The organism is Pedobacter sp. Hv1 (assembly GCF_001412215.1).
Taxonomy (GTDB): Bacteria; Bacteroidota; Bacteroidia; order Sphingobacteriales; family Sphingobacteriaceae; genus Pedobacter.
The window spans coordinates 693,893-708,919 of sequence record NZ_LLWP01000004.1 but is presented as its reverse complement, the minus strand read 5'-3'; the positions used below and the strand labels follow the sequence as shown (position 1 = coordinate 708,919).

Genomic DNA, 15,027 nt, shown 5'->3' with positions numbered 1-15,027 from the left:
CACAGAAGAATGATAAAGAAGATCAGCGCTATTTTACTGCTTTTATTAGGTTTTAATCTGTTTTTACAGGCGCAGACCAGTAAACGTTTAAACAACAATTGGGAGTTTGTGAAACAAGACCTTGGTGGGGTTTGGGAAGCATTACGGCCAGTTAAGGCAGGAAATCCTGAAGAACTTCCATTTTGGCAAAAAGTAAGCTTGCCACATTGTTTCAATGCTACCGATGCGGTTGATCCAGATGTGAACTATTACCAAGGTCCGGGTTGGTATAGAACCTATATTGATATCGCCAACCCTTATGCCAATGGGAGAACATTGTTGCATTTTGAAGGCGCTGGTCAAAAAACACAAGTTTACATTTACAATACCAAAGTAGCTGAACATGTAGGGGGCTATGACGAATGGACTGCCGACATTACCGAAGCTGTGGCCGCATTTAAAAAAACAGCTGTTTTTAACAGTCAATATAAAGGAAAAATTCCGGTAGTGATCAGGTGCGATAACTCTAGGGATCTGGAAATGATTCCTTCAAGTTTGTCAGATTTTAATGTGTATGGAGGTATTTACCGCTACCTCAATTTAGTGTACACGCCGGAGCTTTCTGTTGATAAGTTGTTTGCAAAGGCTATGGTTGATGCAAAAGGTAGTTTGGGTAAATTGAGTGTTACAGCAAGATTACTTAATCCTGGGGCTTTAAAAGGTGCCACAGTTCAAATTAAGCTTACTGATCCATCTGGAAAAAGCATTGCTGATTGGAGCAAAGAGATTTTAACTTTTAAGGGCGATTCGTTGTTGATGGAAACTACCGTGAAAACACCAAAGCTATGGTCAACAGAGCTGCCTCAACAATATCAGGTTACCTTGAGCATCACTGCCAATGGAACCAAGTCAACCCTCAGCCAAAAAGTAGGCTTCAGAAATTTTGAATTTGTAAAAAAGGGACCTTTTATGCTCAATGGCAAACGTTTATTGTTGCGTGGAACCCATAGACACGAAGACCATGCTGGCGTAGCTGCGGCCATGACAGAAGAAATGATCATCACCGAGATGAAGATGATGAAGGAAATGGGGGTGAACTTTATCCGTTTGGGTCATTACCAGCAATCGAGAATTGTATTGGATGCCTGCGATAGTCTGGGTATTTTGGTTTGGGAAGAAATTCCGTGGTGCAGAGGTGGTTTGGGTGGGCCAATTTATCAGGCACAGGCCAAAAGAATGTTAACCAATATGATTGAGCAACATTATAACCATCCGTCCATCATCATTTGGGGCTTAGGCAATGAGAACGATTGGCCTGGAGATTTTACAGAATTTGACCAACAAAAGATCAGGGCATTTATGAAAGAACTGAATGACCTTTCTCATCAATTAGATCCATCAAGAAGTACAGCCATTAGGCGATGCGATTTCTGTAGAGATATTGTAGATGTCTATTCTCCATCTATTTGGGCGGGTTGGTATCGTGGCGATTATACCGAGTATAAAGATGTTTCCTTAGCAGAGTTCAATAAATCAGATCGCTTTTTACATGTAGAATGGGGAGGAGATAGTCATGCCCGCCGACATTCAGAAAACCCGGATAATGCCTTAAGCAAGATTAAAAAAGGCGGTGGTGCCGACGAAAGAGCTGGCGATGCTTCATTATATGGTGGTGCAGCAAGGGTAAGTAAAGATGGCGATTGGAGCGAGAGTTACATTGCCAATCTAATTGACTGGCATTTAAAAGAACAAGAAACCATGCCTTGGCTAAGTGGAACCGCTTATTGGCCATTTAAAGATTTTTCTACCCCAATTAGACCAGAAAATCCGGTGCCTTATGTGAACCAAAAAGGGGTAGTAGAACGAGATTTTACCAAAAAGGAAGCTTTTTATATTTTCCAGTCTTATTGGACAACCACGCCAATGGTTCATTTATATGGTCATTCGTGGCCAGTGCGTTGGGGAGAAGAAGGTGAAGAAAAAATGGTGAAGGTGTATTCTAACTGTGATGAAGCAGAGCTATTTGTGAACGGCAAGAGTTATGGAGTTAGAAAAAGAGATAGCCAGAATTTTCCGGCTGCGGGTTTACGTTGGCAAATACCCATGAACAAAGGTAAATACACTTTTAAAGTGGTGGCTAAAAAAGGAAAAGTAACGGTTACAGATGAAATTACGCAAGAATATCAAACAGAAAAGTGGGGCAAACCAGCAAAAATGACTTTGGCTAAAATTGATGAAAAAGATGGGATTGCTACGTTGGAAGTAAAGTTGTTTGATGCCAATAACGTTTTATGCCTAGATGCTATCAATTTGGTGTCTTTCAGTTTGGTAGGTGATGGTGAGCTGATCCGAGATCAGGGTACTTCTACAGGTTCTGCTAAAGTACAGTTGTACAACGGAAGGGCTATTATCAAAATGAAAACCAATCAGGCAAAAAGTGTGGTTGCTGTTCAAACCAAAGGTATCCCAACCGTATTTTTAAACCCATAAACCATGAAAAAAATCAAGCTGATCTGTTTATTTGTACTGTTGTCGTTTTTGAGTTTTGCTCAAGGAAATATCAAACAACAGGCAATTGCCGTATTAAAAAAACAGAGTTTAACCGAAGCAGATTGGGCAATGCAACAAAGCCCGATTACGGTAACAGCAGAAAGTTCGCCTCGAAGTGCGGGTGGTAAACACGATTTCTTTTCGGAAGCTGATTATTTCTGGCCAAATCCAGCCAATCCAGATGGCCCTTACATCAATCGAGATGGCGAAACCAATCCAAATAACTTTGTAGCTCATCGCAAGGCCATGATCCGTTTTAGTCAGGTTATTGGTGCATTGGCTTCAGCTTATCAGCTAACAGGCGATGAAAAATATGTAAAACAGGCCATTATTCATTTAAAGGCTTGGTTTGTAGACCCAGCAACATTAATGAACCCCAACTTGTCTTTTGCGCAAGCTGTTAAGGGCTCTTCAACAGGTAGAAGCTGGGGCATTATCGATACCATTCATTTTATGGAAGTTGCTCAAGGCATATTGGTGATGCAAAAGGCCAAAAGTTTTGATCAGCAAACTTTAAAGTCGATTAAGAAGTGGTTTGCCGATTATATGCTTTGGTTAGATACCAGTAAAAATGGAGTGGCAGAAAAACTATCCAAAAATAACCATAGTGCCTGTTGGGTAATGCAAGTGGCTTCTTTTGCTAAATTGTGTAATGATCAAGTAATGATGGATTCACTGTGTTTAAGGTATAAAAATGTACTCTTGCCTTTGCAAATGGCTACCGATGGAAGTTTTCCTTTAGAGCTGGCACGAACCAAAGCTTATGGTTATTCTATTTTTAATTTAGATGCCATGACCATGATTTGCCAAATTTTATCTACCCCAAAAGATAACCTGTGGCAATATGCAACAGCAGATGGGAAATCGATCGAGAAAGGGATCAAATACCTGTATCCTTTTATAGCAGATAAAAACAAATGGACTTTAAAGCCAGACGTAATGTACTGGGAGAATTGGCCGGTAGCGCAACCCTTTTTGTTGTTTGGAGCCAATACCTACCACAACCAAAGTTGGTTCAATACCTGGAAAAGTTTAGATTTAAAACCAACAGTTGAAGAAGTAATTAGAAATGTACCCATCAGACATCCATTGATTTGGTTGTAAGCATTGGATAGAGAAGAATAGTAACGGAAATAAATAAAAAATAAATTGTTATGAAGTTGAAAATTAGTTTAATAGCAGTATTTGCTTTGTCTTATAGTTTAAGTAGTGCACAGCAGGTCAATGTGTCGAAATCTTTTGCTGCTGCGGCCAAACAAACTGATGTGTTGATCAAAAATGTAGATTCGGCCAGGGTAATCAAACCTACTTTTGTATCGCCGAGAACGGTTGAAAATGGACAATTTAAAATGGTCATTTCCAGAGATTGGACGAGTGGTTTCTTTCCGGCAGAGTTGTGGTATTTTTACGAATATACGAAAGACAAAAAGTGGTTAAACTTAGCCAAAAAATATACAGAAGATATTAAAAAAGAACAGTTTAACAGAGGTACGCACGATCTGGGCTTTATGATCTATTGTCCCTTTGGTAATGGCTATAAATTGACCAAAGACACTGCTTATCGTTCGGTAATTGTTCAGGCAGCTAAATCTTTGTCAACAAGGTTCAATGCCAAGGCTGGGGTAATCAAATCATGGGATCACAATGGCGACAAATGGAAATATCCAGTAATTATAGACAACATGATGAATTTAGAGTTGTTGTTCGAAGCCACCAAGTTTACCAAAGACTCTAGTTTTTACAAGATTGCAGTAAAACATGCCAATACCACTATCAAGAACCATTTCAGACCAGATTTTAGTTCATGGCATGTAATCGACTATGATACCTTGACAGGAAATGTTCGTCAGAAATTAACCGCACAAGGTTATTCAAATGAGTCGGCATGGGCCAGAGGGCAGGCATGGGGACTGTATGGTTATACTTTATGTTACCGTTACACTAAAAATGCTGCTTATTTAGCTCAGGCTGATGGGATTGCGAATTTTATTTTAAGTAGCAAAATAACCCCTGCTGATGGCATTCCATATTGGGATTACAACGACCCGCAGATTCCAAATGTGTCAAGAGATGCTTCTGCTGCTGCAATTACGGCTTCTGCATTGTACGAGTTGGCTAAATATAGCAAAGAGGGCAAAAAATATAAGGCAGCAGCTGATAAAATTCTAGCTTCTTTAAGTACGAAATATACCAGTAAATTGGGTGCGAACTATGGTTTTATCCTCGAGCACAGTACAGGCCACCGTCCAGCTAAATCTGAAATAGATGTACCGATCAATTATGCCGATTATTATTATCTAGAGGCTTTGTTGAGGTATAAGAACTTTGGAAAATAGAAGGGGGGAATAGGGAATAGGTAAGATGTAAAAGGGAAATGTAAGAGGGGAAATAGGGAATGGGGAATAGTAAATAGGGAATAGGTAAGATGGAAAATGTAAGAAGGAAATAATGAATAGAGAATAGGTGGTGAAAACTGGCAACTGCTAAAATCTTAGTCTTTATACTTTTGTCTTTCTACTTAGAGCTTATTACTTAAAACGTACCACTTAAAACTTATTACTTTAAACTTTCTACTTTACGCTAACGTTTCCGTAACTATTTTTGGATATTTCAGCGGGTAGGGATCTTTTATTCCTTAATATTGGCTATCCATTATAATAAACAAGATGAGTACAAATAAGCATAAATTACTACAAACATGGCGTTGGTATGGTCCCAATGATCCGGTAAGCTTGCAAGATGTTAAACAAGCAGGGGCTACTGGAATTGTTTCTGCCTTGCACCACATTCCACACGGCGAAGTATGGCCATTAGAAGATATCAAAAAAAGAAAAGCAATTATTGAAGCTGCTGGTTTAACATGGGCAGTGGTAGAAAGCGTACCTGTTCACGAAGCGATTAAAACCCGACGAGCTGGCGCTGAAAAATATATAGAAAACTATAATACCTCTCTAAAAAACCTAGCAGCCTGTGGTTTAAAAACCATTTGTTACAACTTTATGCCAGTATTAGACTGGACACGTACCCAATTGGATCTGATCATGACCGATGGTTCTAAAGCCCTGTATTTCAACTGGATAGATTTAGCGGTTTTTGACTTGTATATTTTTAATCGAGTTAATGCAGCGGCGGATTATTCTGAAAGTATATTGGCTAAAGCCAAAATCAGGTATGAGGCCATGACAGCGGCTGAGTTAGACGAACTGCGTATCAACGTATTGATGGGTATCCCTAACGAAAAGGAGATCGAAATAGAAGCTTTGAGGGCAAGTATAGCTGAATATAAAAACATTGGTACAGAAGGTTTGAAAGCCAATTTAACCTGGTTTTTAAATGAAATAGCAGAAACTTGTACAACGCATGGTATCAAGATGACCATTCATCCTGATGACCCACCTTATCCTATTTTAGGTTTACCACGCATAGCAAGTACCAAAGAAGATCTTTTATATATATTAAATAGTGTAGATCAACCTTTTAATGGAATCTGTTATTGTACAGGTTCATTGGGTGCAGGCATGGATAATAACTTGGTTGAGATCTTTGAAGCCGTAAAAGAAAGAGTTTATTTCTTGCACCTTCGCAATGTAACCAAGGATGAAGAAGGCAATTTCTACGAAGCAGACCATTTGGGGGGCGACGTAAATATGTACGAAGTAATGAAAGTAGTAACAGCCGAGAATGCAAAAAGGCTAACACCCATTCCTTTTAGACCAGATCATGGCCATCAGATGTTAGATGATTTGAACAAAGTAACCAATCCCGGTTATTCGGCAATTGGTCGCTTGCGTGGTTTGGCAGAGCTAAGAGGCCTTGAAATAGGGGTAACTGGTAATTATTAACAAGACATAAAAAAGCCTTAGTATTTGCTAAGGCTTTTTTGCAATTAAAGTTCGCCAGATCAATTGAAATGTTTGGAAAGCGCTTGCTGCAGTTCAATTCCTCTTAAATTTCTGGCAATAATTTTACCACTACTATCCAGTAAAAAATTCATTGGAATTACCGTAATGCCATACAAGTCTTTAAGCTCACTTTTACCAGCTTTGAGGTCACTTAGTTGTAGCCAAGGCAATCCATCTTCTTTTACAGCACCTAGCCAGTTTTCTTTACTGCTATCCATTGAGATGCTTACAATGTCAAACCCTTTGCCTTTAAATTGTTGGTAGGCTTTAATTAGATTTGGGTTTTCAGCTCTGCAAGGACCACACCAACTGGCCCAAAAATCTACTAAAGTTGTCTTTCCCTTAAATAAATTTACAGACACTATTTTACCACTTGCATCAGGTATTTCAAAATAAGGGGCCTGTTTGCCTATACCTGTTCTGTTGCTGGCCATTAATTTTTTATGTATCAATCTACCATAGGGCGAGTTTTTTACTTCATCTGTTAAGGTGTCATAGCCTGTTTGTAGGTTAAGCTCGTTTGGATTATATAGATGCTCATTGATGATGTAAGCAGATACGGTAGAGTTAGGGTATTGTTTAGCTTGTGCAAGTGCAATTTGGTTCAATTTGTTTGCATTAATTTCGGTAGTCTTTGTTAAAGCAATCAGCAATTTATTATCCTTTTTTTTCTCTGCAGCTAATTTCTTACCATGTAAACTGTTCATTTCTTTAGAAATAGGATTAACTTTTTGTATATAGCTTGCAAATTCATCTTGGCCTTTTGTACCACTAGCTTTAAGTTTAGCTATCGAATCTTTATGACAGCTAATGGTCAGGCTTCCTTTATCTAACACAAATTTGGCTTGAAATACCAAACCACTTTTTTTGCCATTTTTGTCGCGTGTTCTAAGGCCCAGGTAGCAAAATTCGGGGTTGCTAACGCTGCCAGAAAAGCTAAACTTTTCATTGACCACCTCTGCCGAATCGATCTTGGAGAATCTGTTAGTCGTATCGCTATGTGCAATGTATACCCAGTCTGATTTCATACCTCGAATGGTTCCGCTGATCGTATAATTGGGATCTGGTATTTTAGTGGATACTTCTTTTTTTTCATCATTAAAGTAAAATGAAATAATGGATAGACCTAACAATGAAAATGCTTTAAAAATGTGGGTTTTCATATTTGTTTAGTTTTTATGATCTTATTGGAATAATTCCAATAACTATAAATTTAGGTATAAGATTCGTAAAATCAAATTATTTATAAAAAATGGATAGATAGGGGGTAACAGGAGTTGTCCTAGAGGCTGAATCCGATTGCTATGGATTTTAAATAAATTGAATATCAGCTTGTTAACTGTAAATTTTTAGTTGGGTTTTTATTCTTTAGAAAATAAAGCCTAATTTAAATTCCATTAAGTCGGTTGCAAGGCTTAGTAATCAAGTACTTATCTGTGTATGAAACGGATTTTTTTAGTAAATGTGCAGCCCAAGTTGCCGAGGCGTGATACGGCAACCCTACATAAATTAATTACTAAATCATGAAAAAATTTAATCAATTAAGTAAAGCCGAAATGAGAAAGGTGAACGGTGGAGTGCCACCGGTATGTAACCTGGATAACAGTTGTGCAGTCTTTGTTTTTGGGGTTGGAACGCTGTTTGCAAATTGTTCTAGTAGTCCAACTTTCGGTTGTCTATGTTCAAGAGAGTACAATGGATCTACCCTTTACGGAGATCCATGGATGTGTCAAAGTGTTTCTTAAAAATCTTTAAAGCTGCTCTTGAGGCAGCTTTTTTGTTGGTCGAGATTGTTAAGTGGCCAATAACTTATCCTTGTGTCGCTCTGTTTTCAGTACCCTGTACATCTGTAGTGTCAAAGAAAGAATAATCAACGATAGGCCTACATAAAAGGCTATAGAAAGACTTCTGTTTTCCTTATAGATGATAATTGCTAAAATAATGCTGTATAACGGTTCCAGGTTAAAACTTAAATTGACCGTAAAAGAAGAAATTTTATGTAAGGCCTGTGTAAGCAATAGATACATCAATACTGTACAAACCAAAGAGAGGATAACCAACCAACCCAGATCAGCTAAGCTTGGTAAGTAATTTTGAACGGGAGAGAAGAACAAGTAAATGGGCAAGATAAAGGTCAAGCCTAAACATCCACCTAACATTTCATAGAGTGTAATGGTCTGGCTATCAAATTTTTTGGTCAATCGTTCATTGTAAATCGTAAATAATGCAACCAGGATAGCCGAAATTACGCCCAGAATAATGCCGGTGCGGTAAGTGGCATCCAGACCGAAGATCAATGAAATGCCTACCAAGGTTAAACTGCTGAGTAATAATTCTTGGATATAGAACTTTGTTTTATTGATAATCGGTGCAAGAATAGCCGTAAAAAAGCTACAAAGTGAAAAACACACCACTCCAACCGAGATATTTGAATATTTGATGCTGCCATAAAAGAAAACCCAATGCACACCCAATAAAGTACCTGCTATTGCAATATTCAATTTATGCTTTATGGAGAGTTTGGTCAGCTTACCAGTTAGAGACAAAATGATGAGTAAGAGTAGTCCAGAAAAAAACAACCTGTACCAAGTGAGCAAACTCTCGTTCAAGGTAATCAATCGGCCAAATACCCCTGTAAAACCGGCCAATAAGATCGCAATATGAAGTTTGATAAACGCTTTTTTCATGAAACCTGTTAAAATTGCAATTTACCAATTTGCTTAACGTTACAAGGTTTATTTAATCAACAAAATTAACGATTGATGAAAGGATTACAATTGCTGATCTAAAAAGCCACTCTTTTATATGTGGTGATTTAGAAGTGTTTGAATTTTGTAAGTTATTGTTTCTTTTTCGTTAGCTCGGCCATCGATACGACCCTAATTTTGTGTTGACAATATAAAATGATGGATATGAAAATTCAAAAACGTAAACTTGGAAATAGTGGATTAGAGGTTTCCGCATTAGGCTTGGGTTGTATGGGAATGAGCTGGGGGCTTGGTGCTGCTGCCGATCCTAAAGAAATGATTTCGCTCATTCGTGCTGCTGTTGAACGTGGTGTTGATTTTTTTGATACTGCTGAAGTATATGGCCCCTTCATCAATGAAGAACTGGTAGGAGAGGCGCTTGCACCATTTCGTGGAGAAGTGGTGATTGCCACCAAATTTGGTTTCAAGGCCAACGCTGATGGTAGTGGCCAATGGCATGACTTAGACAGTCGTCCAGAACATATCAAACAAGTAGCAGAAGCTTCTTTAAAACGCCTTAAAGTAGAGGCAATTGATTTATTCTACCAACACCGTGTTGATCCAAGTGTGCCAATTGAAGATGTTGCCGGAGCTGTTGGCGAACTGATCAAAGAAGGTAAGGTTAAATATTTTGGTCTTTCTGAGGCTGGTGCTCAAACTATTCGCAAGGCACATGGTGTACAAGCAGTTACCGCATTACAAAGTGAATACTCACTTTGGTGGAGAGAACCAGAAATAGAGATTATACCTACATTGGAAGAATTGGGTATTGGTTTTGTTCCGTTTAGCCCATTGGGAAAGGGGTTTTTGACGGGTAAAATTGACGAGCATACCACTTTTGAGAGCAACGATTTCCGCAACATTGGTCCACGCTTTTCGCCAGAAGCTAGAAAAGCAAACCAAGCTTTAGTTGAGCTACTTGGTGCTATTGCTCAAAACAAAAATGCAAGCCCTGCGCAAATTGCCTTGGCTTGGTTATTGGCTCAAAAACCATGGATTGTGCCTATACCGGGTACCACCAAATTACATCGCTTAGAAGAGAATATTGCAGCAATAAACTTGCAGCTCAGCTTAGATGACCTTCGTGAAATTAACGAAGCTGCTTCAAAAATTACTGTACAGGGCGATCGCTATCCGGCACAATTCCAAAAATTGGTAGGTAGGTAAGCCATAAAGTTTTAATGAGATAGATGGAGATTAGGAATGTTTCTAATCTCCATCTATTTTATCAATGGTATTAGTGGGTGATTTGAACAGTCAAAATTGTATTTAACTATTTTGGAGCTCATTTAATATGTTAGTAATCTCTTTGCTGGATAATTTTGAAGGTAAAAAAACATGAGCCCCTGCCACCATCATCCTATTTATTGCAGCAATGTTGTTTTTACTTGAAAAAACAGCAACCTTGCAAAAGAAAACCGCTTTACTAATAAAAATCGCTAATTTTTCATTTCCAGGCATATCCACATCCAAGATCAATAGCTCATACTTTAGGTTAAAGATGCTTCTGAATACGCCATCAAAACTATTTACTTCTTGGATGAAAGCTTTTGGCCAGTTTTTTTTAACTATTTCATATAAAGTGAAATCTAAGGAAATTAAAATATTCATTTAAGAAAGCAGATGTTTTAACATATTGATATTCTTATTTTCAGTTACCGAATGCGATAAAAAAAAATATAATTTTCCTTGATCGATCAATTGATTTGACTTTTGATCATGCTGCTAAATTAAAGGCATTGGTAAGGAGATGGAATAGAAAGTGGGTAAAAAGGCTAAAACATGTTGTTAAAAGATAAATACTATCTTTTAAATTTAATTGACCATTTATTATTGTAAAAAAATTGATATCTTTCGATAAATCTAACCTATTTGAACTAATGAAGTGTTTAATTGTAGATGATCAGAAAGCTTTTCATTTAATTATAGGCAATTTAATTGGCCTCGACCCCTCATTGACTTTGATTGGTAGCTATGTTGATGCATTTATGGCACACAAAGTTATTGTAGAAGAAGAAATTGATCTGCTCTTTCTGGATATTGAAATGCCAGGAATGAATGGAATAGAATTAGCCAAAATAATCCAAGACAAAGGGCCTATGGTTATTTTCACAACTTCGCAAACAGAATATGCCTTAGAAGCATTTAATCTAAATGTGATTGATTATCTGATCAAACCTATAGAGCCAAGCAGGTTTCTGAAAGCCGTAGAGAAAGCAAAAAAAGTAGCTAAAACCAAGGATTTGGTAATGTCTAGCGAAAATGATGAATTTGTATTCATCCGTGATTCATATACCATTAGAAGAATTAAAATAGCTGATATTTTATACCTTGAGGCGAGTGTGAATTATGTAAACATTCACCTGTCGTCGGGCCAGAGTTATTCCATTCACTCTTCTATCACTTCTTTGGAAGAGAAGCTACCAAAGAATCTCTTTTTTAGAGTGCATCGCTCTTTTATTGTTAACTTAGGTAAAGTAGATACGATTGAGGGAAAAACATTGGTGGTAAATGGTCACATGGTACCGATTGCTGATGCCTACCGAACTGCTTTAAACAGACGCATGCCTATTCTCTAACATCGCTAAATAGGTTCTGGAAGCTCACAAGGATCAAGTTTGATTAAATGGTAAGTGAGCTAAGTGTGTGCTCATTTATTGAACGGTTGATATACTCAGTCGGTTTGTAATGAGTAGACTTGTCTTGAAATTTAAAAAACCATGTCAGGAATTAAATATTAACCTAAAATTACAATACGTAAATGTCCTGAGCATGGTTTAGTGTGTTTTTAAATTAGAGCTGACGCCATCTAAAAAAAACCATTGATTAAAGAAAAGCTATGCCAGAAGAATTTTTATCATCACCCATGAGTACTCCATTCTTCTTTAGGCATAGACATTTCTATTGATGGTTAATAGTGGGGTCGAGTTTGAAATAGATCCAACCCTAATTATGATTTAGTGTTTAGTTTATACGCTAAGATAACTGCGCCATAAATGGGTTCAAATAAAGATGGTGTAGAAAGGCAAAAAGAGGTGGTGAATGCAATGATAATGTTTTTAAAATCAATTAACTCGTCAATGTTGATTTATGCTATTTGCTGTGAAATTTCAGGTTGATGAACTAATAACTGAAAATAGAAATGGAGTAACATTAAAAGGCCATACCAGGAGAATAACAAATTAACTACTAATCTAAGAACAATATTCTGAACCCTAGTATGGCCTTAAAATAAAAAAAAATCATGTTCATGCACGGCGTTTTGATCATTACTTGCAAATGTCTTTATACGTTTGTGTGCACAAACACTTTTATGAAAAGACTACATAAACCGCTACCAATCAGCTTGTTTATGTAGTTTGAAAATATATAAATGAACAATAAAAACAAATGCAAATGGTGTAGAAAGGCTAAAACAAATGGCGAATGGACCAATACTGTTTTTGAACAGATTAACTTACTTTAAATTAAGGATGATCACGAAGAAAATATATAAAAAAAAGTTGGCCTGAGTAAACTCAGAACCAACTCTAACATAAATCATCCCTCTCGTTATTTGTTTTTCAATAGATCTCTAATCTCAGTTAAAAGCACTTCTTCTTTAGCTGGTGCAGGGGCAGCAGCAGGAGCAGCTGCTTCTTTCTTTTTCATATTGTTCATGGCTTTGATCATCATAAAGATCACAAGTGCAATAATGGTAAAGTTCACAACATTCTGAATAAATAGGCCGTATTTTACAGTTGCCCCATTTATCGTTGTGGTTAGTTTCTCGAAATCATTGCCAACAATTGTTCCAATAACCGGCATAATCAAATCGTCAACCGCCGAAGACACAATTTTACCAAAAGCCCCACCAATGATTACCCCAATGGCCAGGTCCATTACGTTGCCTTTAACAGCAAATTCTTTAAATTCTTTTACAAATCCCATAGTTAGTTTTTTAATTAAAAATATTGCTCAAAACCTACTTGTAAAATAGGGAGTAGGCAGAAAGGCCAAAACATGTGGTGAACCGATAGATACTTTGTTTGTACATTAAAGCTAAGTGGATATACATGATTTAATAATTCCAAATAAAGCGTCTTGTGCCAGCCGAAGGGTCTATTTTAAATGCGGTTTCAAATTTAACTTCAGCGCTATAAGATTGGCCCTTGTATTTGGCAGGTAGCCATTCTATATTAAATACTTTATCCTTTAAAAACAGAGTGCTTTGATGCGTTACTTGATCTAAAATATAGGTGGCTATATATTTTGCTTTACCATCTTTGTCTACCAATGCAGTAATGGATGCAGTTACCTTTGCTGCCTCAGATTTGTCTTTGGGAGGCATTTGATCTTTGAGCTCTGCAATCAGTATTTTTTTATACTGATCTATAGAGCAGATCGGTATGGCTACAGTTGCATTGTCATTTACTTCTGTATCATTGCTCAATACCTTAATGTCAACAGTAGCAATTGATTCTTGATCTAATGTCAATATTTTTTGAGTGGTGTAGTTGTATCTTAAAACTGTTTGCCCCTTAGCATCAAAGCAATACCAATCTCCTATTCTTTTATTCTCTTTGTAATTGCCTCTTATGCGAATGTTTTTTTGTTGGTCCTCAATAGTATATAATCCATTTAGCTTTTTATTTTCACCTATTTGATAGGTTACTTTAGACTGATCGATCAACATTGCTGTTTTTTCAATAAAGGATACAAAAGACAGACTTAATACCAAACTTGTTGTTAATAATATTTTCATAGCCTTGATTATTTTTTGATAAGATTAAGAAATATAAAAAATGACTTTATAGTTCAAAAAAGAGGATGCCCAAGAGCACCCTTTTTTTGTGAAGCATGTATTTGTATTATCGTTTTTTCAATAAAGTCCAAGTTTCATCCCAAGTTGTTCTAACATAAGGGGCGGTAGCAATAACACTTGGTTGTAACATGTTATATTTTACCTTAAATACGCCATTAGTTAAAGCAGTATTATCGCCTGTTGGATCTAAACGACCAGAACGCGTATTTGAGGCAGGCTCTCCAGCACGGTTAGTTACGCCTATTACCTTATTGGTTACTGGATCGAACTCGAATATGGCAGAAAATGAACCGTATTGTGAAGTTGCAGTTCCACTAGCTATTACGGCATAATAACCACCATATACGTAATTATCATATACAGCACATTTTGTAGCAGAGACTGTTCTCAACTCATACTGCATTGGTGCTTTAGTGCCCAAGGCATTGTTAACATGGGTTAAACTGGCTGCTGTTACATCAACCATAGTTCCTGTAACAGCATAAATACCATCGTATTTGTTCTTGGCGCTGGCGTTGATCAATATGGTTGCGAAATTACCGCTTAAAATGCCAGAAGATACCGAACTGATGGTTAAACCCAAAACCTCTGTTTTGCTGAAATCAAAATTTTCTGGTTTCAATACCACATTAAAGGTAGCCTTGCTGGTTCCTTTTTTGATGACCACTTCTGTAGTAGGTAATGAATAAGCATTTTGAGCAAAAGCTGTTAATGATGTTTTCTGTTCCGTATTATAGGCTGCAATCTTGGCATCATCACTAACCCCGAATTTTACAGTAATATCCTGTGGTGCTGCTGCCTCTGGACCAGAATAACTAACGGTAATGGGTAGATTGACAGATGGAACCGACTCGTAAGAGAAGGCGTATAGGGGGATAGACGAGCCATGCACAACAATGTCTGTTGGGTTTGAAAACTCTATCACGTTATGTCCTTTTGCAGGGTCTAGTATGGCGGTATCGTCTTTTAAACATGAGGATAGCCCAATTACTGCAAATAATAACAGGGGTATTTTATTGATATATTTTTTCATTTTTCAAATCAT

12 protein-coding genes are annotated in these 15,027 nt (G+C 37.3%); 6 read left to right on the top strand and 6 right to left on the bottom strand.

Features of this window, described 5'->3' with window-relative positions; all coding sequences use genetic code 11:
* The first annotated feature begins 9 nt into the window (after positions 1-9).
* The 4 genes from AQF98_RS10960 (at position 10) to uxuA (ending at position 6,371) form a co-directional block, all read left to right on the top strand.
* Positions 10-2,469, top strand: coding sequence for a glycoside hydrolase family 2 TIM barrel-domain containing protein (locus tag AQF98_RS10960; protein ID WP_055131973.1), 2,460 nt, complete (start codon positions 10-12; stop codon positions 2,467-2,469).
* A 3-nt stretch (positions 2,470-2,472) separates the two neighbouring features.
* Complete coding sequence (locus AQF98_RS10955; RefSeq protein WP_055131972.1) at positions 2,473-3,633, top strand: alginate lyase family protein; 1,161 nt, start codon at positions 2,473-2,475, stop codon at positions 3,631-3,633.
* A 50-nt stretch (positions 3,634-3,683) separates the two neighbouring features.
* Positions 3,684-4,865, top strand: a complete 1,182-nt coding sequence (locus tag AQF98_RS10950) for a glycoside hydrolase family 88 protein (protein WP_055131971.1) — start codon at positions 3,684-3,686, stop codon at positions 4,863-4,865.
* Between the two features lie 330 nt (positions 4,866-5,195).
* The gene (gene uxuA / locus AQF98_RS10945; RefSeq protein WP_055131970.1) at positions 5,196-6,371 is read left to right on the top strand and encodes a mannonate dehydratase; all 1,176 of its coding nucleotides are present in this window, start codon (positions 5,196-5,198) and stop codon (positions 6,369-6,371) included.
* A gap of 59 nt (positions 6,372-6,430) precedes the next feature.
* On the opposite strand, the gene AQF98_RS10940 is transcribed toward uxuA, so the two are convergent.
* Both AQF98_RS10940 and AQF98_RS10935 read right to left on the bottom strand, forming a co-directional pair.
* Positions 6,431-7,594 (bottom strand): TlpA disulfide reductase family protein, encoded by a 1,164-nt coding sequence (locus AQF98_RS10940; RefSeq protein WP_055131969.1) that lies wholly within the window; start codon positions 7,592-7,594, stop codon positions 6,431-6,433.
* Positions 7,595-8,224: 630 nt separating this feature from the next.
* Positions 8,225-9,118, bottom strand: a complete 894-nt coding sequence (locus AQF98_RS10935; protein ID WP_055131968.1) for a DMT family transporter — start codon at positions 9,116-9,118, stop codon at positions 8,225-8,227.
* A gap of 225 nt (positions 9,119-9,343) precedes the next feature.
* Between AQF98_RS10935 and AQF98_RS10930 the strand changes: the two genes are divergently transcribed.
* Positions 9,344-10,345 (top strand): aldo/keto reductase, encoded by a 1,002-nt coding sequence (locus AQF98_RS10930; RefSeq protein ID WP_235524214.1) that lies wholly within the window; start codon positions 9,344-9,346, stop codon positions 10,343-10,345.
* Between the two features lie 102 nt (positions 10,346-10,447).
* Here the strand turns inward: AQF98_RS10930 and AQF98_RS10925 are convergent, their stop codons facing one another.
* The gene (locus AQF98_RS10925; RefSeq protein ID WP_055131967.1) at positions 10,448-10,789 is read right to left on the bottom strand and encodes a hypothetical protein; all 342 of its coding nucleotides are present in this window, start codon (positions 10,787-10,789) and stop codon (positions 10,448-10,450) included.
* Positions 10,790-11,058: 269 nt separating this feature from the next.
* Here AQF98_RS10925 and AQF98_RS10920 point away from each other — a divergent pair, with 269 nt between their 5' ends.
* Complete coding sequence (locus AQF98_RS10920) at positions 11,059-11,757, top strand: LytTR family DNA-binding domain-containing protein (RefSeq protein ID WP_055131966.1); 699 nt, start codon at positions 11,059-11,061, stop codon at positions 11,755-11,757.
* 973 nt (positions 11,758-12,730) lie between these two features.
* Here AQF98_RS10920 and mscL read toward each other — a convergent pair.
* From mscL to AQF98_RS10905, 3 genes are all read right to left on the bottom strand, one after another.
* Positions 12,731-13,108 carry a large-conductance mechanosensitive channel protein MscL gene (gene mscL, locus AQF98_RS10915; protein ID WP_055131965.1) on the bottom strand — a complete coding sequence of 126 codons (378 nt, stop codon included), beginning with the start codon at positions 13,106-13,108 and terminating at the stop codon, positions 12,731-12,733.
* A gap of 130 nt (positions 13,109-13,238) precedes the next feature.
* Entirely contained in the window at positions 13,239-13,922 is a 684-nt protein-coding gene (locus AQF98_RS10910; RefSeq protein WP_055131964.1) for a hypothetical protein, read from the bottom strand.
* Positions 13,923-14,028: 106 nt separating this feature from the next.
* Positions 14,029-15,015 carry a DUF1735 domain-containing protein gene (locus tag AQF98_RS10905; protein WP_055131963.1) on the bottom strand — a complete coding sequence of 329 codons (987 nt, stop codon included), beginning with the start codon at positions 15,013-15,015 and terminating at the stop codon, positions 14,029-14,031.
* Positions 15,016-15,027: the final 12 nt, after the last annotated feature.